The sequence below is a fragment of the Arthrobacter sp. TJ-265 genome (assembly GCF_058269135.1).
Map to the genome: position 1 here is coordinate 71,441 of NZ_JBZCND010000003.1, position 23,675 is coordinate 95,115.

Consider the following 23,675-nt stretch of genomic DNA (forward strand, 5'->3'; position numbering starts at 1 on the left):
TCTACCGTGACCCACGACGACACCCTCCCCGCGGACGACCTCAACGAGCAGATGCGCTTCCGGCTGCAGAAGCGTGCAGCCCTGCTCGACGCCGGCACGCAGCCCTACCCGGTCCGGCCGGAGCGTACGCATTCCCTGGGGGAGGTCCGGGAGCAGTTCGCCGGACTCGACACGGGGGAGTCGAGCGGGAAGCACGCCGCCGTCGTCGGCCGCGTGGTCTTCATCCGGAACTCGGGCAAGCTGTGCTTCGCGACCCTCCAGGAGGGCGACGGCACGCGACTCCAGGTCATGCTGAGCCTCGCCGAGATCGGCGCCGACAGCCTCGCCGAGTGGAAGGCCCTCGTGGACCTCGGCGACCACGTGCAGGTGCACGGCGAGGTCATCAGCTCCCGCCGCGGTGAACTGTCCGTCATGGCCGATTCGTGGACCATGGCCTCGAAGGCCCTCCGCCCGTTGCCCACGCTGCACGCCGGCGTCAACGAGGAGACGCGCGTGCGTCAGCGCTACGTGGACCTCATGGTGCGCGAGGAAGCCCGCCAGATGGTGCGCACGCGTGCCGCCATCACGCGGACCGTCCGGGAGACCCTCCACCGCCACGACTACATCGAGGTGGAGACGCCCGTCCTCCAGCTCGTCCACGGCGGCGCCACGGCCCGCCCCTTCGACACACACCTCAACGCGTTCGACCAGAAGATGACGCTGCGGATCGCCCTCGAGCTGTACCTGAAGCGCGCGGTCGTCGGCGGCATCGACCGCGTCTACGAGATCGGACGCATCTTCCGCAACGAGGGCGTGGACTCCACGCACAGCCCGGAATTCACCATGCTCGAATGCTACGAGGCCTACGCGGACCAGTTCGTCATGGCGGACCGCATGAAGGAGATCGTCCTCGCCTGCGCCGACCTGCTCGGGTCGCGCACCATCGAGACGGCGAAGGGCACGATCGACCTGGACGGTGAGTGGGCCTGGCTCGGCGTCTACCCGGGCCTGTCCTCGGCCGTGGGCCGGGAACTCACGCCGGACACCCCGGTGGAGGACCTGCGCGCGATCGCCGAGCGGCACGAGGTCTCCCTCGACCCGGCGTGGGGCGCCGAGAAGGTGGTGCTCGAGCTGTTCTCGGAGATCGTGGAGCCCACCCTCATCCAGCCCACCTTCGTCTACGACTACCCGCCGTCGGCCCAGCCGCTCGCCCGCACCCACCGCGACGACCCGCGGCTGATCGAGGCGTGGGACCTGATTATCGGCGGGATGGAACGCGGAACGGCCTTCTCCGAGCTCATCGACCCGGTCGTCCAGCGGGAACGGCTCACGGAGCAGTCCCGTCAGGCCGCGGCCGGCGACGACGAGGCCATGCAGCTCGACGAGGACTTCCTCCGGGCGCTCGAATACGGCGCCCCGCCCATGGGCGGCATCGGACTCGGAATCGACCGGCTCGTGATGCTTTTCACGAACGTCGGAATTCGCGAGTCGATCCTCTTCCCCATTCTCAAGCCGGAAGGCGGCCACTAGTCATGGAATATGTGGCGGTCCTCCTGCCCTCGGCCTGCTTGGCAGTACTTTTCTACTTCGTGATCAAGGCCATATTCAACGCCGACCGCGCCGAACGCGAGGCCATGGCGCGCGCGGAGGAATTGCAGGACGCCGAGGACGCGCGGAACCGGGAGACGGCAGCAGAGGAAAAGGGCGAACAGGAAAGCTGATCCACATAGGAATGCTATTTTTTGACCTCGATCTGACGGTGCAGCATAATTGTTTATGAGACATTCACATCGAGGAATTCCAGGAGATCACCGTGGCGCAGAAGGTAAAGATTATTCTCATCGATGACATCGACGGCGGAGAAGCCGACGAAACCGTGCGGTTCGGGCTCGACGGCGTGGCGTACGAGATCGACCTCTCCGAGGCGCATGCCTCGGAACTGAGGTCGGCATTGTCCGACTACGTCGGTGCTGCCCGCCGCGGGAGCCAGTCCAAGCAGCGCTCGAGCACCCCGGGCGCGTCGTCGTCGTCCTCCCGCAACCAGGAGGCCGCCCGGATCCGTGAGTGGGCGAAGGAGAACGGCTACAACGTCTCCGCCCGCGGCCGTGTGAACGGCGAGATCGTCGAGGCGTACCGGGCGGCCCAGCACTGACCCACCCCCAGGAGGCGCCGGAGCGGTGGCCCTCCGGCGTTATCTCGCCTGTGGCGAACACGCACCCAAAGCACACCCCGTACCCGTAGCATCGAATTACGCGTTAGCTAGGAGTGTGTGTCTGATGTTTGAGAGATTTACAGATCGTGCCCGTCGTGTTGTTGTGCTGGCCCAGGAAGAGGCCCGCATGCTCAACCACAATTACATCGGCACCGAGCACATCCTGCTTGGCCTGATCCACGAGGGTGAGGGTGTCGCCGCCAAGGCGCTGGAGTCGCTCAGCATCTCGCTGGGCGCCGTACGGGAGCAGGTCCAGGAGATCATCGGCCAGGGTCAGCAGGCCCCGTCCGGTCACATCCCCTTCACCCCCCGTGCCAAGAAGGTCCTGGAGCTCTCCCTGCGGGAGGCACTCCAGCTCGGCCACAACTACATCGGCACCGAGCACATCCTGCTCGGTCTCATCCGCGAGGGTGAGGGTGTCGCCGCACAGGTCCTCGTCAAGCTCGGGGCGGACCTGAACCGTGTCCGTCAGCAGGTCATCCAGCTGCTGTCCGGATACCAGGGCAAGGAACCCGCAGCGGCGGGCGGCCCCCAGCAAGAGGGAACCCCTGCCGGATCGGTGGTGCTGGACCAGTTCGGCCGAAACCTGACCCAGGCGGCCCGCGAATCCAAACTCGACCCCGTAATCGGGCGCGAGCAGGAGATGGAACGCGTCATGCAGGTCCTCTCCCGCCGCACCAAGAACAATCCCGTCCTGATCGGCGAGCCGGGTGTCGGCAAGACCGCCGTCGTCGAAGGCCTCGCTCAGGCGATCGTGCGCGGCGACGTTCCGGAGACCATCAAGGACAAGCAGCTGTACACGCTCGACCTCGGGTCCCTCGTGGCCGGGTCGCGGTACCGCGGTGACTTCGAGGAGCGCCTGAAGAAGGTCCTCAAGGAGATCCGCACCCGCGGCGACATCATCCTGTTCATCGACGAGATCCACACCCTCGTCGGGGCAGGGGCGGCGGAGGGCGCCATCGATGCCGCATCGATCCTGAAGCCCATGCTCGCTCGTGGGGAGCTCCAGACGATCGGCGCGACCACCCTCGACGAGTACCGCAAGCACATCGAGAAGGACGCCGCCCTCGAGCGCCGCTTCCAGCCCATCCAGGTCGCCGAGCCCTCCGTGGCGCACGCGATCGAGATCCTCAAGGGCCTCCGCGACCGCTACGAGGCGCATCACCGCGTCTCGATCACCGACGGCGCGCTGACCAGCGCGGCGACGCTGGCCGAGCGCTACATCTCGGACCGTTTCCTGCCGGACAAGGCGATCGACCTCATCGACGAGGCGGGGGCGCGCCTGCGCATCCGCCGGATGACTGCGCCGCCCGAGCTCAAGGAGATCGACGAGCGCATCGCGAACGTCAAGCGGGAGAAGGAATCGGCCATCGATTCCCAGGACTTCGAGGGCGCTGCGGCGCTGCGCGACAAGGAGCAGAAGCTCCACGACGAGCGCAGCGACAAGGAGCGTCGCTGGAAGTCCGGCGGACTGGACGACATCGCCGAGGTGGATGAGGAACTCATCGCCGAGGTGCTCGCCAACTCCACCGGCATCCCTGTGTTCAAGCTGACCGAGGCCGAATCCTCGCGACTGCTGAACATGGAGGCCGAGCTGCACAAGCGGGTCATCGGGCAGAACGAGGCCATCAAGGCCATCTCCCAGGCCATCCGCCGCACGCGGGCCGGTCTGAAGGACCCGAAGCGTCCGGGCGGTTCCTTCATCTTCGCCGGTCCCACCGGTGTGGGTAAGACGGAGCTCGCCAAGGCGCTCGCCGAGTTCCTCTTCGGCGAGGAGGACGCCCTCATCACGCTGGACATGTCCGAGTACTCCGAGAAGCACACCGTCTCCCGCCTCTTCGGTGCCCCTCCGGGCTACGTGGGCTACGAGGAGGGCGGCCAGCTGACCGAGAAGGTCCGCCGGAAGCCGTTCTCCGTGGTGCTCTTCGACGAGGTGGAGAAGGCGCACGCCGACCTCTTCAACTCGCTCCTCCAGATCCTCGAGGACGGCCGCCTGACGGACAGCCAGGGCCGCATGGTGGACTTCAAGAACACGGTGATCATCATGACCACCAACCTCGGTACGCGGGACATCTCGAAGGGCGTCATGACGGGCTTCCAGTCCGGCACCGACACCAGCACGAGTTACAACCGGATGAAGGCGAAGGTCACGGAGGAGCTCAAGCAGCACTTCCGTCCGGAGTTCCTCAACCGGGTCGACGACACCGTGGTGTTCCCGCAGCTCACCCAGGACGAGATCGTCCAGATCGTCGACCTGTTCCTCGAGCGCCTGAGCGGCCGTATGGCCGACAAGGGCATGACGATCGAACTCACCCCCGCGGCGAAGGTGCTCCTCGCCACCCGCGGCTACGATCCCGCGATGGGTGCCCGGCCGCTGCGCCGCACCATCCAGCGCGAGATCGAGGACCAGCTCTCCGAGAAGATCCTCTTCGGTGAGATCAAGTCGGGCGAGCGGATCGACATCGACGTGGAGGGCGAGGGTGCGGATGCACGCTTCACCTTCATCGGGCACGGCGCTCCTAAGGAGATCGAGGACGCACCGGCAGCCCTCGAGGCGACCGTCCCCGAGTAGGACCGGCGCCCCGACGCCAGCATCCGAACCCGCCCTGGTCCGCCAGGGCGGGTTCGCTGCGTCTCGGGGCCCTTCCGCCTGGGATGAGTGCCCCCAGCAACGGAATTCGTCCCTGAGTGAACGCCTGTGACCGCGACCACAGGCGGTGGTAGAGATGGATCATGACCACCCCCTTCTCATCACTCGACGACTTCGTCGCCCTGCCCCGCCTGAGCGGGCTCGTCCTCAACCGGGAGGGCACGCGGCTCGTGACCTCCGTGGCGACCCTCGACCCCAAGAAGACCGCCTACCAGACGGCGCTCTGGGAGGTCGATCCCACCGGGGAGCAGCCTGCACGGCGGCTCACCCGCAGTTCCGCCGGAGAATCCGGGGCGGCGTTCCTCGCGGGCGGCGACCTCCTGTTCACCTCGTCGCGGCCGGACCCGGACGACGCCGACGGCGAGGAGCGCCCGGCACTGTGGCGCCTTCCGGCCACGGGCGGCGAGGCGTCGCTGGTGCTGACCCGTGCGGGCGGGGTGGCAGGGGTGGCGACGGCGGAGTCCGCCGACGTCGTCGTCCTGACGGGCAGTGCGCTCGCGGGATCGGCGAACGAGGAGGACGACGCCGCGCGCCGGAAGTCCCGCAAGGAGGCGGGCGTCGCCGCCATCCTGCATTCCGGGTACCCCGTCCGCTACTGGGACGCGGACCTCGGACCCGACGAGCCCCGCTACTTCGGGCTGAAGGACCTCGACGGCGAGGGATCGCCCGACGACCTCGTCCCGTCCGCGCGCGGCGGTCTCAGGGACGCCCATCCCGTCCTGAACCCCGACGGGACCGCCCTGTTCTCCTCCCTCACCCTGCCCGAGGAGCGTGGATCCCAGCGCTCCGTGCTCGTCCGCGTGGAGCTGGCCACGAAGGAACTGAGCGTCCTGCTCGACGACCGCGACAACGACTACACGCCGGGGCCCGTCAGCCCCGACGGACGCTTCCTCGTGGTCGTCAGGGACCGCCGCACCACCGCGGATGTCGCGCCGCGGACCACCCTGCTGCTGCTCCCGCTGGACGGCGGGAAGCCGACGGCGCTGGCGGAGGACTGGGACCGCTGGCCGTCCCCCGCGGGCTGGCTGCCCGACGGTTCGGCCGTCGTCGTCACGGCCGACGACGACGGCGGCGCGCCGGTCTTCATCATCGACGTCGCCTCCGGCGCGGTGCGCCGGGTGACGGAGGACGCCGCCGCCTACACGGACGTCCGCGTGTCCCCGGACGGTGCCACGGCCTATGCCCTGCGCAGCTCCTACCTGTTCCCGGCGGAAGCGGTCCGCATCGACCTCGCGACCGGCCGCACGGAGCGCCTGAACAACCCGGCGGAGCGCCCCGAGCTGCCCGGCTCGCTGGAGCGGATCGAGTCCGTGGGCGAGGACGGCCAGCCCGTCAGGTCCTGGCTGGTGCTTCCGGACGGAGTCTCCGCCGACCGTCCCGCGCCGGCCCTGCTGTGGATCCACGGCGGGCCGATCGGCTCGTGGAACGCCTGGACCTGGCGCTGGTCGCCCTGGATCATGGCGGCCCGCGGCTACGCCGTCCTGCTGCCCGATCCCGCGCTCTCCACGGGGTACGGCCAGCACATGGTGGACCGGGGGTGGGGGCAGTGGGGCCGTGCTCCCTACACGGACCTGATGGCCGCCACGGACACCCTCGTGGCGCGCGACGACATCGACGAGACACGGGTCGCCGCGATGGGCGGCAGCTTCGGCGGCTACATGGCGAACTGGGTGGCGGGTCACACCGACCGGTTCGCGGCGATCGTCACGCATGCGAGCCTCTGGGCCCTCGACCAGTTCGGTCCCACCACGGATGCCGCCTTCTACTGGGAGCGGGAGATGACGCCGGAGGCCAGGGAGGAGAACTCCCCGCACCACCACGTGGGGAACATCGGCACGCCGATGCTGGTCATCCACGGGGACAAGGACTACCGCGTCCCCATCGGCGAGGGCCTCCGGCTCTGGTACGAGCTGCTGTCGAAGTCGAAGCTGGCGGCCGGCGAGGGCGGCGAGACGCCCCATCGATTCCTCTACTTCCCCGACGAGAACCACTGGATCCTCAAACCCCAGCACGCCAGGATCTGGTACGGGGTCGTCGAGTCGTTCCTCGCCACCCATCTCCTGGGCGAGGAGCGCGACCTGCCGCCGGAACTCGGACTGTAGGAGCCGCGCGGTCGGGGAGGAGCCCGGGCTCTCCCCGACCCGCGGCCGGGGTCGTGGAATCGTGACGCGCTGCCTCTTGACAAGTTTTCTACAGAGCGTAGAATTCTCGCACGCCCGGAGGGGAACAGGCCATCGTCCTGACGCCACCGGCGTGCAGGGTTCGATGCCACTGATTCCGTCCGAAGGAGCATGTCCATGATTCCTGACGCCCTGACGCAGGGCCAATACGATACGGTCTACAACTTCCTGTCGCTCGTCATCGCAGCACAGTTGTTCACCGCACTCTTCCTGGTACTCGCGCTCCAGCGGGTGCTTCCCCGGTACCGGCAGGCGCTGATCATCGCAGCGGTGGTCTGCGGTATCGCGGCCTACCACTACTTCCGTATCTTCGACTCGTTCAGGGAGGCCTTCGTCACCGAGGCCGTCGGCGGCCGTGGGACCTATTCCCAGGCGGCGGGATCCTCGTTCAACGAGGGGTACCGCTACGTCGACTGGCTGCTGACGGTGCCGCTCCTGCTCGTGGAACTCATCGCCGTGCTCGCCCTGGCCCGCGCGGTGCAGGCACGGCTGCTGCGGCAGCTCATCCCCGCGGCGACCCTGATGATCCTCCTCGGGTACCCCGGGGAGATCAGTTCGACCGACGGCGCCCGCGTGCTGTGGGGTGTGCTGTCGACCATCCCGTTCCTGTTCATCCTGTACGTGCTGTTCGTCGAGCTGACGAAGTCCCTCGACCGGCAGCCCCCGGGTGTGAAGTCCCTGATCAGCCGGCTGCGGATGCTGCTCCTGGTCAGCTGGCTGGTCTACCCGGTGGCCTACGCCCTGCCCCTGCTGGGGATCTCCGGCGCGGACGCATGGGTCCTCAAGCAGGGCGGCTACTCCCTCGCCGACATCGCTGCGAAGGCGGTCTACGGACTCATCATCTACCGGCTCGCGAAGCTGAAGTCCTACGCGGACGATCCCGTCTTCGCCGCGATCGAAGGAGGAGGCGACGGAGAGGGGGACGACGGCGTACGGCCAGGGCGCCGCAGCGCTGCAGCAGAATCGGCGCAGGGTCCGCGCCGCAATGCGGAGGAGGCAGCCTGACCGCAGCATCCATCGGCTCGACGGCCCGACCGGGAGTTCCCGGTCGGGTCTGCCGCGTGACGGTCGCTCAGTAGAATGGGGTCAATGACCGCGTCCTTCACCATCCGCCCCGCCCGCACCTCGGACGTCCCCGCCATCAAGGCGCTCGTCGAGCCGCTCGCCGAGGAGCGCATCCTGATGGCGAAGGAGACGGTGGCGTACTACGAGGGTCTGCCCGAATTCCGGATCGCAGAATCCGACGACGGCGAGGTGCTCGGGTGCGGCGCGCTGCACATCATGTGGGAGGACCTGGCGGAGGTGCGCACGCTGGCGACCTCGCCCGCCGCCCGCGGCCGCGGTGTGGGGCACGCCCTGGTGGAGCAGCTGCTGGAGGAGGCCCGGGCTTTCGGCGTCGGCCGGGTCTTCTGCCTGACGTTCGAGGTCGGTTTCTTCCGTCGCCACGGGTTCGAGGTCATGGCCGACCAGTCCGCCGTGGACCCCCGCGTCTACTCCGAACTCCTCAGGTCGCACGACGAGGGCGTCGCCGAGTTCCTCGACCTCGCACGGGTCAAGCCGAACACCCTCGGCAACACCCGCATGATCCGGGAGCTGTGACCCGCCGGGCGCTGCGCTGGCCCTCCACCCAGGCTCAAGGATATGGTAAGACTGCTTAGCGTTCCTCAGGGGATGCCGGCAGGCCACCGGAACCGGTGGCCGTACACCGAGTTGAAGGAGGTCCGAATCATGGGACTGGATGACAAGATCGGGAACAAGGGCCAGGATCTCGGCGGCAAGGTCAAGGAAGGCCTGGGCAAGGCCACCGGCAACGAGAACATGGAAGCCGAAGGCCACAAGGACCAGGCCAGCTCGAGCCTCAAGGATGCCGGCGAGAACGTCAAGGACGCGTTCAAGCGCGACTGATGCATCACGGTCCGCCCCCACGGGGCGGACCGGCCACCTGAGGGAGGGCGCCCGTCCGGGCCCCTCCCTCAGCTGTGTGACGGGCCTATAGGCAGGGGCCCCGGACGGGCGGTAACGTTCACAGTGGCCAGGGTGGTCCATGTGAGGCGGGCTGCAGGCTGTCAAATGTCCGTTCGCAGTCAAGGAGCAGCGCCATGAAGAAGCTCATCAATGACCCCAAGGCCGTGGTCAACGAGTCGGTCGAAGGATTCGGCATCGCGCACGCCGACCTCGTGACCGTCCACCCCGAGCCCCTGTTCATCACCCGCAAGGATGCCCCCGTCCAGGGCAAGGTCGGCCTCGTCTCCGGGGGTGGCAGCGGCCACGAACCGCTCCACGCGGGCTTCGTGGGCCGCGGGATGCTCGACGCCGCCGTCCCGGGTGCCGTCTTCACCTCTCCCACACCGGACCAGATCATCCCGGCGACCACGGCGGTCGACGGCGGTGCGGGCGTCCTGCACATCGTGAAGAACTACACCGGGGACGTCCTGAACTTCGAGACCGCGGCCGAGATGGCCGAAGCGGAGGGCGTCACCGTGCGGTCCGTCCTCGTGAACGACGACGTCGCCGTCGAGGATTCGCTGTACACGGCGGGCCGGCGCGGCGTCGGAGGGACGGTCCTCGTGGAGCGGATCGCCGGTGCGGCCGCGGAGCGCGGGGACGATCTCGACGGCGTGACCGCGGTGGCGCAGCGCGTCGTCGACAACGTCCGTTCCATGGGTGTGGCCCTCGCGGCCTGCACCGTGCCGCACGCCGGCGTGCCGAGCTTCGACCTCTCCGACGAGGAGATCGAGATCGGGATCGGCATCCACGGGGAGCCGGGGCGGCACAAGATCGCCATGGAGAACGCCGACGGCATCACGCAGCGGCTCCTGGATCCCATCGCCGCGGACCTGTCCCTCGCGTCCGGGGACCGCACGATCGTGATGGTGAACGGCATGGGCGGGACACCCGCCAGCGAGCTGTACATCGTGTTCCGGAAGGTCGCGCAGCTGCTCGAAGGGCTCGGCGTGACCATCGACCGCTCCCTGGTCGGCAACTACATCACGGCGCTCGAGATGCAGGGGGCGTCCCTGACCATCCTGCGGGCCGACGACGAGATGCTCGAACTCTGGGACGCACCCGTCCATACTGCCGCACTGCGCTGGGGGGCGTGAGGATGACCAAGCCCCTGGACCCCCGGTGGGCCGTCCTGTGGATCCATGAGGCCGCGCGCGTCGTCGCCGAGAACCGCACACTCCTGATCGAACTCGACAGGGCCATCGGTGACGCCGACCACGGGGAGAACATGGACCGGGGATTCAGCGCCGTCGTCGCCAAGCTCGATGCGGGGGAGGTTCCCGGCACGCCGGCGGCGGTGCTCAAGCAGGTCGCCATGACGCTGATGTCCACTGTCGGCGGAGCCGCCGGGCCCCTGTACGGGACAGCGTTCCTGCGTGCCGCGACCTCCCTGGGTGACGCCGAGGAGATCGACGCCGCGGCGGCCGCCGCGATGATCCGGGCCGCACGCGACGGCATCGTCGCGCGCGGGAAGGCGGAGGTCGGGGACAAGACCATGGTGGACGCCTGGACCCCCGCCGCCGATGCGGCCCGGACCGCGGCCGAGGGAGGGGCGGGTGCGTCCGACGTCCTGGCGGCGGCGGCTGCGGCTGCACACGCCGGAGCCATCGCGACCGAACCGCTGATCGCCCGGAAGGGCAGGGCCAGCTACCTCGGCGAACGCAGTGCGGGGCATCGGGACCCCGGAGCGGTCTCGACGGCCCTCATCCTGCAGGTCGCTGCGGAGACGGCCGGAGGGCAGACCGCATGAGCGTAGGCCTCGTCATCGTGTCGCACAGCGAGAAGATCGCGGAGGGGGTCGTCGACCTCGCGGCGCAGATGGCGCCCGACGTCGTCCTCGCGGCCGCGGGGGGCACGGGCGACGGCGCCGGTCCGGCGCGGATCGGCACGAGTTTCGACCGGGTGCAGGCCGCGATCGAGCAGGCGGACGGCGGTGACGGCGTCGTCATCCTCACCGATCTCGGGTCCGCCGTCATGACGGCCGAGATGGTGCTCGAGTTCCTCGACCCCGCGGCGCGGGAGAAGGTCCGTCTCGCACACGCGGCCCTCGTGGAGGGGGCCGTCGCCGCCGCGGTGCAGGCGCAGGGCGGATCCCCGGTGGACGACGTGCTGCGGGCAGCCGAGGGCGCGGTCGTCTCCATCCGGCCGGAGGAGTTCGAGCCTTTCGTGTCCCATGCCGCGGCGGCGCCGGGGGTAGGGCCGTCCGCCCCGCCGCCGTCGGACGGTCCGCCACCGGAGGGGGAGCGGACCGCCCGCGGCTCGTGGACGCTGCCGAACCAGATGGGCCTGCATGCCCGCCCGGCGGCCACGCTCGCCACCGGGCTCACGGACCTCGACGCGGAGATCACCGTGAACGGTGTCGACGGCAAGTCGGTGATGCTCCTCATGAGCCTCGGGCTCGGCCAGGGCCGGACGGTCTCGGTCGAGGCCGTCGGCCCCGACGCCCAGGCAGCGGTGGACTTCGTGGGACGGGAGGTCGAGGCGGGCTTCGGCGAGCCGACCTGAGGCAGTCGCCTGCGCCTCCGGCCCGTCCCGCGCGTCCCGGTGCCGGCCTGGCGCTCGAGGGAGGACACGCCTAGCCCGGCAGCCGGACCCCTTCGCCCAGTTCCTCGGCGAGGCCGTCCGCGAGGAGACCGGCGAGGGCGCGCTCGAGCTGCTCGGCCGGCGCCCGCAGGCCATGCAGGGCCGCCAGGGCCTCCGGCAGGACGACGCCCGCGGTGGCGCCGTCGGACGAGCCCATGCCGAGGTCGGCGGGTGCTTCCAGGAGGAGGGAGCGCGGGATCGGTGCGTCGGTGTGACGCAGCACCGCGACCATGGCGCCCCGCACCTGCCGGTCCGTCCCGGCCCAGGCCTGGCCCTTCGGGACGTAGTCCGGCGCGGGCCGTCCCGCGGCCACCCACGCGCAGGCGTCCAGCACGGGACAGGCGTGGCACTGCGGGGCCCGGGCCGTGCAGATGACGGCACCGAGTTCCATCACCGCGGCGTTCCACCGGACGGACAGCGCGTCGTCGTGCGGCAGGAGGTCCGCGGCGCGCTTCGTCTCGGCGGCCGTCAGCGCCGGGGCGGGTAGCGCGCTGCCCCCGAAGAGGCGCGCATGGACCCGGCGGATGTTCGTGTCGACGACGGTCTCGCGCCGTCCGAAGGCGAACGCCGCGACGGCGGCCGCGGTATAGGTGCCCACCCCGGGCAGAGCCAGGAGGCCCTCGTAGGTCGAGGGGACGGAGCCGCCGTGGCGCTCGACCATGGCGGTGGCGGCCCCGTGGAGGCGCAGGGCGCGCCGGGGGTAGCCGAGGCGTCCCCAGTGCCGGACGGCGCTGCCGGAGGGTTCCGCGGCGAGGTCCGCGGGGGTGGGCCAGCGGTCGAGCCACTCCTGCCAGACCGGGAGCACCCGGACCACGGGCGTCTGCTGCAGCATCACCTCGCTGACGAGGATGCCCCAGGGCGAGCAGCGGGCGTCCCGCCACGGGAGGTCACGGGCCGAACCGGCGAACCAGTCGGTCAGCCGGCCGTGCAGTGCGGGCAGGGGCGCTGCGGCGCCGGCCGCATCCGTCGGTCGGGCGGGACCGGTGGACGCCGCGGTACCGGGGTTCATGGGTGCTCCTGGATTCTTGTCCCCACCACTCTATCGACCGGTGCGGTGCCCGGAGGAACGGGGGACCCCCTAGCCTTGATGGATGGCATCCACGGATCACGGCACGGGCGGACCGACAGGCGGTGGCGGTCGCCGCCCCGGCCCCGGCGTGTACAGGCGGCGCCGCCTGGTGGTGGCCATCCTGGTGGTCCTCGTCGTGCTGGCGCTCGCCGTCGGGGGTGCTGCCCTGGCAGGGCTCTTCGGGCGGCAGGACGATGCGGGCGATCCGTCCTCCGCGCCCGGGTCGACGTCCTCCCCGACAGGCCCTGCCTATTCGGCGAGCCGGACGCCTCCGAGTGCAGCGCCGAGCGCGGGCTCGTCGTCGGCGCCTGCTTCTCCCGGTGCCACTCCGAGCGGGAGTCCGTCGGCGGGCCGGTGCGATCCCGCCGCCGTGGTGGTCGTTGCCGAGACCGACGAGCGCACCTACTCCCCGGAGGAGAAACCGGTCCTGTCCCTGGTCATCCGCAACGGGGGGACCACTGCGTGCGCAGTGAACGTGGGTACGTCGCAGATGGAGTTCGTCCTCACCCGAGGCGCCGAACGTGTGTTCTCGTCGATCGACTGCCAGGAGTCCTCGGAGGATCTCGACCGCGTCATCGAACCGGGCGGCGAGGAGCGGGCGACGTTCGAGTGGGCGCGCAACCGCACGGTACCCGGGTGCACCGTGGTGGAGGAGGAGCCGGCGGAGGGCAGTTACACCCTGACCACGCGGCTGGGCGCGAGGAGCAGCGCCCCGGTGACGTTCACGCTGCAGTAGGCCGGCAGGCCGCCGCGTCGAGGGGCGCGGCAGGCCTACATGAACCGGTCGAGGAGGCTCGTCTCGGCGATGCGCGACAACCCCTCGCGGACGGTCCGTGCGCGCTGCTCGCCGATGCCGTCGACCGCCATGAGGTCCTCGATGTTGGCGGCCATGAGATTCTGCAGTCCGTCGAAGTGCTCCACCAGGCGGTTCGCCACGGCGGGCGGCATGGCCTTGATGCCGGACAGCAGCCGGTAGCCCTTCGGCTGGATGACCGCCTCCAGCGAGTCGAGGGAGGGGTTGAAGCCCAGCACGCTGGCGATGGTGCCCAGGTCGATGAGGTCCGTCGAACTGAAGCCCTGCAGCGTCGCCACGCGCTCCTCGACCGGGGCCGTGCTGCTGCCGAGGTCCATGTAGTCGCGCAGCACCATCTCGCTGCCGGGACCCAGGCCCGTGGTGAGCTCCTCCACCTGCAGGGAGAGCAGGCGCCCGTCGACGCCGAGTTCCAGCACGTACTGCGAGATCTCCTCGGAGATCCTGCGCACCATCTCCTGGCGCTGCAGGGTGACGGCGACGTCGCGCACCGTGACCATCGCCTCGATCTCGAGGGCGGACAGCGAGTTGGTGACCTGGTCGAGCCGTGCGCGGTACCGCTCGAGGGTTGCCAGCGCCTGGTTGGCTCGGGCGAGCACCGGCTCGGAGCCCTCGAGGACGTGGCGGAGGCCGTCGATGTACAGGGCGATGATCTGCATGGACTGGCTGACGCTGATCACGGGGAGTCCGGTCTGCTTCGCGACGCGCTCGGCGGTGCGGTGGCGCGTCCCGGACTCCTGCGTCTCGATGGTGTGGTCGGGTACCAGTTGCACCGCGGCGCGGAGGATCTTGCTCGCGTCCTTGTCGCAGACGATCGCGCCGTCCATCTTCGCGAGTTCCCGAAGTCGCGTGGGAGAGAACTCGATCCCGATGTCGAACCCGCCGGAACAGATGGAATCGACCGTGCGGTCGAAGCCGAGAACGATCAGCGCACCGGTCCGCCCCCTCAGGATTCGCTCAAGACCGTCGCGCAGATGCGTGCCCGGGGCTACTCTGGCGAGGGTGGCTTTGAGCGCGTCCTCCGGACTCCGAACCATGGCCCCATCCTTTCACCGCCCGCGCTCTTGAAGGCCCGGCGCAGTCGGGCGGCCGCCGTCGAACCCCGGACGGCGGGCAGCGGCCCCGGCGTAACGCCAGGGCCGCACCTAATACTACTGGCGCGCACAAATTCCTCCGTACCCGCAGGGGTCGCAGAACCGTCATGCGCCTCCCCGTCCCGCGGCAGGGCCCGGAGCGGTGCCGTCAGAACAGCAGTGCAAGAGCCTCCGCGAGCGTGGAGACCTCCCGTACGGAGAAGCCCTTGGGCACCGGCCCCGTTCCGGCGGGCGAGGCGGGAACGATCGCATGCGTGAACCCGAGGCGCTGCGCCTCCTGGATGCGCCGGCCGATGCCCGGGACCGGGCGCACCTCGCCGGCGAGGCCCACTTCCCCGAACGCCACGAGCCGCGCGGCCAGTGGCTGGTCCGTCTTCGCGGAGGCGATCGCCAGCGCGACGGCGAGATCGGTGGCGGGCTCGGTCAGGCGGACCCCGCCGACCGTCGCGACGTAACTGTCGTCCTTGTGCAGGCTGACAGACGCGCGGCTCTGCAGTACGGCCAGCAGCATCGCGACGCGGGAACTGTCGAGTCCGCTGGTGGCGCGCCGCGGCTGGGAGTTGGGTGACTCCGCGAGCAGGGCCTGGACTTCCGCGAGAAGGGGGCGCCGGCCTTCGAGCGTCACGGTGATGCATGTCCCCGACACCGGGTCCTTGGTGCGGGACACGAAGAGGCCGCTGGGGTCGGCCAAGCCCTCGATACCGCTGTCCGTGAGGTCGAAGCATCCCACCTCGTCCGTGGGCCCGTACCGGTTCTTGACCGCGCGCAGGAGGCGCAGACGGGAATGGCGCTCGCCCTCGAACTGGCACACGACGTCGACGAGGTGCTCGAGGAGCCTCGGTCCGGCGATGGAGCCGTCCTTGGTGACGTGCCCGACGAGCAGCGTGGTCATTCCCCTCGCCTTCGCCGCCCCGATGAGTGACGCCGCGACTTCCCGCACCTGCGTCACCCCGCCGGCGCTGCCGTCCACCGCGGCGCTGCTGAGCGTCTGCACGGAGTCGACGATGAGCAGTGCGGGGTCCACCTTCTCGACCTGGCCGAGGGCCTGGCCCAGGTCCGTCTCCGCACTCAGGTAGAGGGAATCGGCGACGGCGTCGATCCGGTCGGCCCGCAGCTTCACCTGGGCCGCCGATTCCTCCCCCGTCACGTAGAGGACGTTCTTGCCGAGCCGTGCGACCCGCGCGGCGACGTCGAGGAGGAGGGTCGACTTGCCGACGCCCGGTTCACCGGCGAGGAGGATCACGGCGCCGGGCACCAGCCCGCCGCCGAGGACGCGGTCGAGCTCGTCGATCCGGGTGGGCTGGTATCCGGAGAGTGTCGCGTCGACGTCGGCGATCCGCCGGGCCGGCGTCGTGACCGCCGTGGCGGCAGTGGTGCGCGCGACGACCTGCCCGGTCTCCTCGACGGTGCCCCACGCCTGGCACTCCCCACAGCGACCCACCCACTTCGCGGTGGTCCACCCGCATTCGGCGCAGCGGTAACCCGGGGTGTTGTTGCGGCCCGCGCGTGCGGCGGGGGAAGTCTTCGTGGCCATGCTTTCAGGCTACCGGCGGCCACCGACAGCCACGGCCACGCCGTGGCCCTCAGAGCCGCGGCAGGTAGTCGGCGGCGTCCTCGTGCGAGAGGCCCGTGGCGCTGAGCAGGTCCACGATGAGCGGCCGGAGGAGCAGGACGAGGCCCTCACCCTCGAGCCGGCTGATGTGGAGGGTCTTGGGGTGGAGGTCCGTGGCAATGGCCGCCAGTTCGTTGCGTGCCTGCCGCAGGTTGAGGCGCCGCTCGGCGGAATCGCTGACCGACAGGGCACGGCTCAGCACGTCGACGGCGTCGGCCGTGTCCTCGAGGGACTGGCTCAGGGCCTCGATCGCCTCGTCGGTGAGCGCCGCGTGGTTGATGACGGAGGTCAGGCGGCGGGAGAACACGCGGCTGTTGCGGATGGCGAGGTCGATCGAGTCGATCGCGTCCCCCAGCGAGCCGAGTTCCTCGCGGTGACGGCGGTACGCGGGGGAGATGCGTGCCACCTCCTGGGCGGCCTTCATGCTGCCCGTCAGGCTGTCCAACTGGGACTGGCAGTTCCGCGCACGGACCAGCGCGTGCCAGGCCAGCGTCGAATCGCTCTTCCGGAGGGCCGAGGCGCCCTCGCGGAGCACGCCGGAGAGCTCGTCCAGGAGTCCGCGCACGTTCGTCTTGGGCTCGCGGCGCGGGTCGCGGGGCAGGAACACGGTGATCACCAGCGCGAACAGGCCACCCACGATCGCATCGGCACTCCGCGTGAACGGCCCGCCCTCGGGCGCCGGGAGCAGCACCACCAGCAGCGACTGCAGCCCGAGCTGCGTCGTGAAGATCGTCCCGCTGTCCAGGAACCGGGCCAGCAGGATCGAGACGAACAGCACGAGGGCGGCCTGCCACAGGCCGGTGCCGAACAGGGCGAGCAGGAGATCACCCACCGCGATCCCGAGGGTGCAGCCGATCGCCACCTCCAGGACGCGCCGCACCCGGGGGTCCCGGGAGAAGCCCAGCGAGATCATCGAGGACGTCGCCGCGAACAGCGGTCCGTTGTGGCCCAGGACCTGCTCCGCGAAGGCATAGGCGCCCACCGCGCACACGGTCATCTGCAGGGCGGTGACCACGGAGTTGGCACTGCGCCTGAACCCGATCCGGGAGCGCTTGCGCAGGAAGGCCAGTGTGGCGGACATTCCCTGGCGCGGCGGCATGGACCCAGTCTAGGAGGTGCGTCCTGGGCCGGGAGGCCGCCCCTTCATCCAGGACGCAGCAGCCTCACAGGACAATGGACCAGCGCTGTTAACCTTCCGTTAAGGTTCCTTGGTCAGTCTCTTCACCTGCGCTGCCTAGCTTCGATGGAGTACAGGAACGCGTACATCTCTCGAGCGCCGTCCGCGCATCGATGAATTGATCCCTGGAAGGGGCAAAATCTAGTGAAGGTTCTTCGCTTTGGCCGCGCTGCGGCAGTCATCTCGGTAGCCGCGTTGGCGCTGACCGCATGTGGTTCCGACAATGCCACGGGCGAGACCCCCGCATCCGAGGGTGGCAACGCGTCCGAAGGCGCAGCTGCCGTCAGCGGCACCCTGACGGGTGCAGGTTCTTCAGCCCAGAACGCGGCGATGACGGCCTGGCAGGAAGGGTTCTCCGCTGCCAACAGCGGCGCCACCGTGCAGTACTCTCCCGACGGTTCCGGCGCGGGCCGTGAGGCCTTCCTCGGGCAGGCTGTCCAGTTCGCGGGCTCCGATGCCTTCCTGGACGATGAGGAGTACGAGGCCTCGAAGGAGTTCTGCGGTCCGGACGGCGCGATCAACATCCCCGTCTACGTCTCCCCGATCGCCGTCGCCTTCAACCTCGAGGGCATCGACACCCTGAACCTCGACGCCGCCACCATCGCGTCGATCTTCCGCGGCGAGGTCGCCACCTGGGACGCCGAGGCCATCGCCTCGCAGAACCCGGACGCCGAGCTTCCCAGCACGCCGATCACCGTCGTGCACCGCTCCGACGACTCGGGCACCACCGAGAACTTCACCGAGTACCTCGCCGCCGCCGCTCCCGACGTCTGGACCGACGAGGCCGACGGCGCCTGGCCGGCCGCCTACGTCGCAGAGAACGCCCAGGGCACCAATGGCGTCGTCTCGACGACCACCAGCACCGACGGCGCCATCACCTACGCCGATGCGTCGGCCGTCGGCGATCTGGGCCAGGTCAGCGTGAAGGTGGGCGAGGAGTACGTGCCGTTCAGCCCCGAGGCCGCCGCGCTGGCCGTCGAATCCGCCACACCCGTCGAAGGCCGTTCGGACGTCGACATGTCCCTCGAGCTCGAGCGCGACACCACCGAGTCGGGCGCCTACCCGGTCGTCCTCGTCTCGTACCACATCGTCTGCAGCACCTACGAGGATCAGGAGACCGCCGACCTCGTCAAGGCCTTCGAGTCCTACGTGGTCAGCGAGGAGGGTCAGCAGACCGCCGAGGGTTCCGCAGGGAGCGCTCCGATCTCCGACAACATCCGCATGGATGCCGAGGCCGCTATCGAATCCATCACGGTAGCCTCCTAGCTGATGCCGATGCCCCGTCCGGTTTCCCCTGGGAACCGGACGGGGCTGTCCACTGTCCGGGGTCCTGCTCGAAGGGGACGCGTGCTCGAGACTCCCGTACCGTGAAACTGTTCTGAGCGCGCAGCGCCCACCACCACTCGCCATGAAGGATTCCCCGTGTCGACCAACACCCTGACCAGAAGTGAAGTGGGAGGGAAGTCCGGAGACAAGATCTTCTCCGGCGCCACCCTCGCCGCAGGATGCCTCATTCTGGCAGTCCTTTTCGGCGTTGCCGCCTTCCTCGTCATTCAGGCATTACCCACTTTCAGCGCAGACCCCGCTGACATCACCGGGGGTGAGGGCTTCGGGTCCTACATCTTCCCGATCGTCATCGGGACGATCATCGCCGCCTCGATCGCGCTGCTGATCGCGACCCCTCTCGGGATCGGCGTCGCGCTCTTCATCTCGCACTACGCGCCGCGGCGCCTCGCCCAGGGCTTCGGCTACCTCGTCGACCTCCTCGCGGCGATCCCCTCCGTCGTCTACGGGGCCTGGGGATACGCGGTCCTCGCACCGCAGCTCGCCATCGGTTACGGCTGGCTGGCGGAGAACCTCGGCTGGCTGCCCATCTTCGAAGGTCCGGCGAGCCAGACCGGGCGTACCATCCTCACGGCCGGCATCGTCCTGGCGGTCATGGTTCTGCCCATCATCACCTCCCTCAGCCGGGAGATCTTCCTGCAGACGCCGACACTCCACGAGGAGGCGGCGCTGGCCATGGGGGCCACGAGGCTCGAGATGATCCGCATGGCCGTCCTTCCCTTCGCGCGGGCGGGCATCGTCAGCGCGGCGATGCTGGGCCTCGGGCGGGCACTCGGAGAGACGATGGCCGTCGCGCTCGTCCTGTCCGGAGGGGCGCTCACGGCAAGCCTCATCCAGTCGGGCAACCAGACGATCGCGGCCGAGATCGCCCTCAACTTCCCCGAAGCGTTCGGGTTGAGGCTGAGTGAGCTCATCGCTGCAGGCCTGGTGCTCTTCGTCATCACCTTGGCAGTCAACATCATCGCGCGCTGGATCATCAGCCGCCACAAGGAATTCTCAGGGGCAAACTGACATGAGCAGCTCAACACTCGAGAAGCGGCGCTCGCAGCTGACGAAGGGCAGGATGCCCGGGTACGTCATCTGGGTGGTACTGGCCGCGGCGGTCGTACTGGGCGCAGCGGTCTCCGCCCTCATCGGATTCAACATCATCGTCTGGGCCATCCTGACCGCGGTCTTCTTCGTCGCCGGAGCCACCATGATCACGGCGGCCTTCGGCGGCACCCGCAAGGCCTCAGACTCCCTGATGACGTACCTCGTCTACGGCTGCTTCATCATCGCCCTGCTCCCTCTCCTGTCGGTCATCTGGACCGTCCTCGAGCGGGGTCTGCCGGGGTTGTCCTACGACTTCTTCTTCACGTCGATGAACGGCGTCACGGGAGCCACCGACAATGCCTCGGCGGAGAACGGGTCGCCCGTCCTGGGCGGCGCGTACCACGCCATCATCGGGACCCTCCAGATCACACTCTGGGCCACGCTCATCTCCGTCCCGATCGGGCTGATGGCGGCCGTCTACCTGGTCGAATACGGGACCGGCGGACGGCTCGACCGCGCCATCACGTTCTTCGTCGACGTGATGACCGGCATTCCGTCGATCGTCGCCGGCCTGTTTGCTGCGGCCCTCTTCGGACTGCTGTTCGGCCCGGGGACCCGGACAGGTTTCGTGGCGGCCGTAGCGCTGTCCGTCCTGATGATCCCCGTGGTGGTCCGCTCCACCGAGGAGATGCTGAAGATCGTCCCGAACGAACTCCGTGAAGCCGCCTATGCGCTGGGGGTCCGCAAGTGGCGGACGATCGTGAAGGTCGTGGTACCGACCGCCATCTCGGGCATCGCCTCCGGAGTGACGCTCGCCATCGCGCGGGTCATCGGCGAGACCGCGCCCATCCTCGTCACGGCCGGCTTCGTGAGTTCGATCAACACGAACGTGTTCAGTGGCTGGATGAGCACCCTCCCGACGTTCATCTACTATCAGATCCTCACGCCGACGTCCCCCACCAACATCGATGCCAGTACCCAGCGCGCCTGGGCGGCGGCCTTGACCCTGATCGTGATGGTCATGCTCCTCAATCTGGCCGCCCGTCTCATCGCCCGTGCCTTCGCTCCGAAGACCAGTCGATGACCCGGCACTGCGGCTCGAACACCCACCTCTCCCACGACCGGCTGCTGTCAGCACGCGGTTACTACCGATAAGGAAGCAATGTCCAATCGCATCGACGTCAAGGACTTGAACGTCTACTACAGCAAGTTCCTTGCCGTGGAGGACGTCAACATCAACATCGAGGCCCGTTCGGTGACGGCGTTCATCGGCCCCTCGGGCTGCGGCAAGTCCACCTTCCTCCGCACCCTCAACCGCATGCACGAGGTCATCCCCGGCGCCCGCGTCGAAGGTGAGGTGCTGCTCGACGGGGACAACCTGTACGACTCCGCGGTGGACCCGGTGACCGTGCGCGGACGGATCGGCATGGTCTTCCAGCGGCCCAATCCGTTCCCCACGATGTCCATCCGCGACAACGTGTTGGCGGGCGTGAAACTCAACAACAAGCGCATCAGCAAGTCCGACGCCGACTCCCTCGTCGAGAAGTCGCTGCGCGGCGCCAACCTGTGGAACGAGGTCAAGGACCGCCTGGCGCGTCCCGGGTCGGGCCTCTCCGGCGGACAGCAGCAGCGCCTGTGCATCGCCCGGGCCATCGCGGTCTCACCCCAGGTGATCCTGATGGACGAGCCCTGCTCGGCACTGGACCCCATTTCCACGCTCGCCATCGAGGACCTCATCAACGAGCTCAAGGCCGAGTACACCGTGGTGATCGTCACGCACAACATGCAGCAGGCCGCGCGCGTGTCCGACAAGACGGCGTTCTTCAACATCGCCGGAACGGGCAAGCCGGGCAAGCTCATCGAGTACGGGGAGACCACCACAATCTTCAACAACCCTGCCGTGAAGGCCACCGAGGACTACGTCTCCGGCCGCTTCGGGTAGGCGTATCCCGCGAGGGATACGACGACGGCGGCTCCCAGGGGGGGGCCGCCGTCGTCGTATCCGGAGATCGCACGCGGCAGGCCTTCGTCGGGCCTGAGGGCTGGCTCGGGTGCCGCGGCCCGCCCCGGGAGGGGGTGGAGGTGCGGCCCGCCTCACAGGAGCGGGCTGAGCGCCAGGAAGAAGACGGCCCCCAGGAGCGCGGTGGCCGGGGCCGTCGCGAGCCAGACACCGAGGATCCTGATCACCCGGGGGCGCTGGACGGAGGCGAATCGCTGGTTCGCGCCGCCACCGACGATCGCGGCCGCCATGGTGTGCGTGCTGGACAGCGGCATGTGCAGGGAGATGGCGCCGACGAACAGCATCGCCGAGCTCACGCCCTGCGCCGTCATACCGCGCAGCGGATCGATGTGCACCAGGCGGTTGCCGAGGGTATGGGTGATGCGCCACCCGCCGAAGAGCGAGCCCGTGGCCAGGAGTGCGGCGGCGAAGAGCTGGACCCACAGGGGCATCTCGGAGCCCGCCGCGTAGCCCGAGCCGACCAGGGCCAGCAGGATCACCGCCATGGTCCGTTGCCCGTCCTGGAGCCCGTGGCCCAACGCGAACGTGCCGGCCAGGACGGATTGCGCCATGCGGTTCCCGCGGTTCACCTTCGCCGGGGACCCGTGGCGCAGCAACCAGGTAGCGGGGAAGACCGCCGCATAGGCGAGGAGGTAGGCGACGATCGGCGAGAGCACGAGGGGCACCGCGATCTGCAGCAGCAGTGTCTCGCCCGCACCGCTCATCGAGAGCCCGTTCGCCAGTTGCGATGCGCCTCCCGCGCCCAGGATGCCCCCGAGGAGCGCATGGGTCGACGACGACGGGATGCCTCGATACCAGGTGATCACGCCCCAGATGCACGCGGCGAGCAGTGCGGCCATGAGGACTCCGAGCCCGGTGGGCCCGGAAGGGAGGCCGATGGCGGCTTCGGCGAAGAACAGCGCCAGCGTGGTGCTGAGCAGCGCTCCGATGAAGTTGAAGAGGGCCGCGAGCAGGACGGCGACCGTGGGCGTGAGCGCGCGGGTGCGCACGGCGGCGGCCACGGAGTTGGACACGTCGTGGAAGCCGTTGAGGAAAGCGAATCCGCCTGCGGCCGTGACCACCGCGCCGAGGAGGAGCGGCTCCACCTACGATTCCTTGACGAGGATGCTGCCCACCTGGGTCGCCACCCGCCGGATGTCCCTCGTGACGTCGACGAGCTGGTTGGCGACGTCACGGTGCCGGGCATAGACGAGCGGCTTGTGGTCGTTGAGCAGTTCGGCGCACCAGCTGCGGTGCGTGCGTTCGGCCCGCCGGGCCAACCGCAGGATCTCGATCCAGTATTCCTCGAGCTCGTCCATCGAATTCAGGTGCTGCATGGCCACCGCGGTCAGTTCGGCCTGCCGGTTGATCACCTCGAGCTGATCGGCGGCCCGGTGGCTGAGCTTGCTCAGCTTGTACAGGGCGATCAGCTCCCCGGCGCCGTCGAGCTTCTCGATCGCCTCGTTGAGCAGGCGGGACAGGGCGTACAGGTCCTCGCGGGGCAGCGGGTTGATGAAGGAGGTCCGCATGGAGGTCAGGAGGGCGAAGTGCAGGTCCGTCGAGGCGGACTCGTGCTGGTGGAGCTCCTCCGACAGGCGGTCGTACTCCTGCGTCGAGGCCCCGAGGATGGCCGACATGGTCCCCACGCCGAGCACGAGTTGCCGGGCCATGCGGGACAGGAGTTCCAGTCCGGTGTTCTCCTGCGGGAAGAGGCGTAGTTTCACGGAGTCTTCCTCAAAGGGACAGGGACTGCCAGCACGCCGACGGTGGCCACGCTGGATGCTGGAGGGCAGAGTAGTGGCGTCGAACCGGGAGCGCCTCTCGGCGGAAGGCCGCTCGAAGCGGCTGAGTGTTGAAGCCCGGGGGTTCCACGGTCCGACGCCGACTTAAGTCTTGCCCTCGCCGGAGCCCCTGTCAACATCGGCCCCG

22 protein-coding genes are annotated in these 23,675 nt (G+C 69.2%); 16 read left to right on the forward strand and 6 right to left on the reverse strand.

The window, feature by feature from the left end; genetic code table 11:
* The first annotated feature begins 6 nt into the window (after positions 1 to 6).
* The 11 genes from lysS (at position 7) to dhaM (ending at position 11,530) form a co-directional block, all read left to right on the forward strand.
* Complete coding sequence (gene lysS, locus AC4D2E_RS11915; protein ID WP_490911479.1) at positions 7 to 1,509, forward strand: lysine--tRNA ligase; 1,503 nt, start codon at positions 7 to 9, stop codon at positions 1,507 to 1,509.
* Positions 1,510 to 1,511: 2 nt separating this feature from the next.
* The gene (locus AC4D2E_RS11920; RefSeq protein ID WP_104167447.1) at positions 1,512 to 1,700 is read left to right on the forward strand and encodes a hypothetical protein; all 189 of its coding nucleotides are present in this window, start codon (positions 1,512 to 1,514) and stop codon (positions 1,698 to 1,700) included.
* A 92-nt stretch (positions 1,701 to 1,792) separates the two neighbouring features.
* Positions 1,793 to 2,131: a histone-like nucleoid-structuring protein Lsr2 gene (locus AC4D2E_RS11925; RefSeq protein WP_490952766.1), complete on the forward strand. Its 339-nt coding sequence runs from the start codon at positions 1,793 to 1,795 to the stop codon at positions 2,129 to 2,131.
* A gap of 124 nt (positions 2,132 to 2,255) precedes the next feature.
* Positions 2,256 to 4,763: an ATP-dependent Clp protease ATP-binding subunit gene (locus tag AC4D2E_RS11930; RefSeq protein WP_104167443.1), complete on the forward strand. Its 2,508-nt coding sequence runs from the start codon at positions 2,256 to 2,258 to the stop codon at positions 4,761 to 4,763.
* 161 nt (positions 4,764 to 4,924) lie between these two features.
* Entirely contained in the window at positions 4,925 to 6,943 is a 2,019-nt protein-coding gene (locus tag AC4D2E_RS11935) for a S9 family peptidase (protein ID WP_490952767.1), read from the forward strand.
* Positions 6,944 to 7,138: 195 nt separating this feature from the next.
* Entirely contained in the window at positions 7,139 to 8,026 is an 888-nt protein-coding gene (locus AC4D2E_RS11940) for a bacteriorhodopsin-like (protein ID WP_490952768.1), read from the forward strand.
* Between the two features lie 84 nt (positions 8,027 to 8,110).
* The gene (locus tag AC4D2E_RS11945; protein WP_490911471.1) at positions 8,111 to 8,620 is read left to right on the forward strand and encodes an amino-acid N-acetyltransferase; all 510 of its coding nucleotides are present in this window, start codon (positions 8,111 to 8,113) and stop codon (positions 8,618 to 8,620) included.
* Between the two features lie 129 nt (positions 8,621 to 8,749).
* Positions 8,750 to 8,926: a CsbD family protein gene (locus AC4D2E_RS11950; protein WP_104121868.1), complete on the forward strand. Its 177-nt coding sequence runs from the start codon at positions 8,750 to 8,752 to the stop codon at positions 8,924 to 8,926.
* 194 nt (positions 8,927 to 9,120) lie between these two features.
* A complete protein-coding gene (gene dhaK, locus AC4D2E_RS11955; RefSeq protein ID WP_490952769.1) occupies positions 9,121 to 10,122 on the forward strand; it encodes a dihydroxyacetone kinase subunit DhaK in 1,002 nt (333 codons plus the stop codon).
* Between the two features lie 2 nt (positions 10,123 to 10,124).
* On the forward strand, positions 10,125 to 10,775 hold the full coding sequence (gene dhaL, locus AC4D2E_RS11960) for a dihydroxyacetone kinase subunit DhaL (RefSeq protein WP_490952770.1): 651 nt from the start codon (positions 10,125 to 10,127) through the stop codon (positions 10,773 to 10,775).
* Complete coding sequence (gene dhaM / locus AC4D2E_RS11965) at positions 10,772 to 11,530, forward strand: dihydroxyacetone kinase phosphoryl donor subunit DhaM (protein ID WP_490952771.1); 759 nt, start codon at positions 10,772 to 10,774, stop codon at positions 11,528 to 11,530. The genes dhaL and dhaM overlap by 4 nt, the downstream gene beginning before the upstream one ends.
* Positions 11,531 to 11,600: 70 nt before the next feature.
* On the opposite strand, the gene AC4D2E_RS11970 is transcribed toward dhaM, so the two are convergent.
* Positions 11,601 to 12,617 (reverse strand): HhH-GPD family protein, encoded by a 1,017-nt coding sequence (locus AC4D2E_RS11970; protein WP_490911463.1) that lies wholly within the window; start codon positions 12,615 to 12,617, stop codon positions 11,601 to 11,603.
* 82 nt (positions 12,618 to 12,699) lie between these two features.
* Here AC4D2E_RS11970 and AC4D2E_RS11975 point away from each other — a divergent pair, with 82 nt between their 5' ends.
* A complete protein-coding gene (locus tag AC4D2E_RS11975; protein ID WP_490952772.1) occupies positions 12,700 to 13,413 on the forward strand; it encodes a hypothetical protein in 714 nt (237 codons plus the stop codon).
* A 35-nt stretch (positions 13,414 to 13,448) separates the two neighbouring features.
* On the opposite strand, the gene disA is transcribed toward AC4D2E_RS11975, so the two are convergent.
* The 3 genes from disA to AC4D2E_RS11990 all read right to left on the reverse strand — a co-directional run bounded on the left by disA (position 13,449) and on the right by AC4D2E_RS11990 (position 17,293).
* Entirely contained in the window at positions 13,449 to 14,525 is a 1,077-nt protein-coding gene (gene disA / locus AC4D2E_RS11980) for a DNA integrity scanning diadenylate cyclase DisA (RefSeq protein ID WP_104167425.1), read from the reverse strand.
* 205 nt (positions 14,526 to 14,730) lie between these two features.
* The gene (gene radA / locus AC4D2E_RS11985) at positions 14,731 to 16,116 is read right to left on the reverse strand and encodes a DNA repair protein RadA (protein WP_104167423.1); all 1,386 of its coding nucleotides are present in this window, start codon (positions 16,114 to 16,116) and stop codon (positions 14,731 to 14,733) included.
* A 49-nt stretch (positions 16,117 to 16,165) separates the two neighbouring features.
* Entirely contained in the window at positions 16,166 to 17,293 is a 1,128-nt protein-coding gene (locus AC4D2E_RS11990) for an FUSC family protein (RefSeq protein ID WP_104167421.1), read from the reverse strand.
* A gap of 222 nt (positions 17,294 to 17,515) precedes the next feature.
* Here AC4D2E_RS11990 and pstS point away from each other — a divergent pair, with 222 nt between their 5' ends.
* From pstS to pstB, 4 genes are all read left to right on the forward strand, one after another.
* Positions 17,516 to 18,637: a phosphate ABC transporter substrate-binding protein PstS gene (gene pstS, locus AC4D2E_RS11995; protein WP_490911460.1), complete on the forward strand. Its 1,122-nt coding sequence runs from the start codon at positions 17,516 to 17,518 to the stop codon at positions 18,635 to 18,637.
* A 156-nt stretch (positions 18,638 to 18,793) separates the two neighbouring features.
* Positions 18,794 to 19,726 carry a phosphate ABC transporter permease subunit PstC gene (pstC, locus tag AC4D2E_RS12000; RefSeq protein ID WP_490911457.1) on the forward strand — a complete coding sequence of 311 codons (933 nt, stop codon included), beginning with the start codon at positions 18,794 to 18,796 and terminating at the stop codon, positions 19,724 to 19,726.
* A 1-nt stretch (position 19,727) separates the two neighbouring features.
* Positions 19,728 to 20,831, forward strand: coding sequence for a phosphate ABC transporter permease PstA (gene pstA, locus AC4D2E_RS12005; protein ID WP_490952773.1), 1,104 nt, complete (start codon positions 19,728 to 19,730; stop codon positions 20,829 to 20,831).
* A 78-nt stretch (positions 20,832 to 20,909) separates the two neighbouring features.
* Entirely contained in the window at positions 20,910 to 21,689 is a 780-nt protein-coding gene (gene pstB, locus AC4D2E_RS12010; RefSeq protein WP_104167413.1) for a phosphate ABC transporter ATP-binding protein PstB, read from the forward strand.
* Positions 21,690 to 21,841: 152 nt separating this feature from the next.
* Here the strand turns inward: pstB and AC4D2E_RS12015 are convergent, their stop codons facing one another.
* Complete coding sequence (locus tag AC4D2E_RS12015; RefSeq protein WP_490952774.1) at positions 21,842 to 22,852, reverse strand: inorganic phosphate transporter; 1,011 nt, start codon at positions 22,850 to 22,852, stop codon at positions 21,842 to 21,844.
* On the reverse strand, positions 22,853 to 23,470 hold the full coding sequence (locus AC4D2E_RS12020) for a DUF47 domain-containing protein (RefSeq protein ID WP_104167409.1): 618 nt from the start codon (positions 23,468 to 23,470) through the stop codon (positions 22,853 to 22,855).
* Between the last annotated feature and the right edge of the window lie 205 nt (positions 23,471 to 23,675).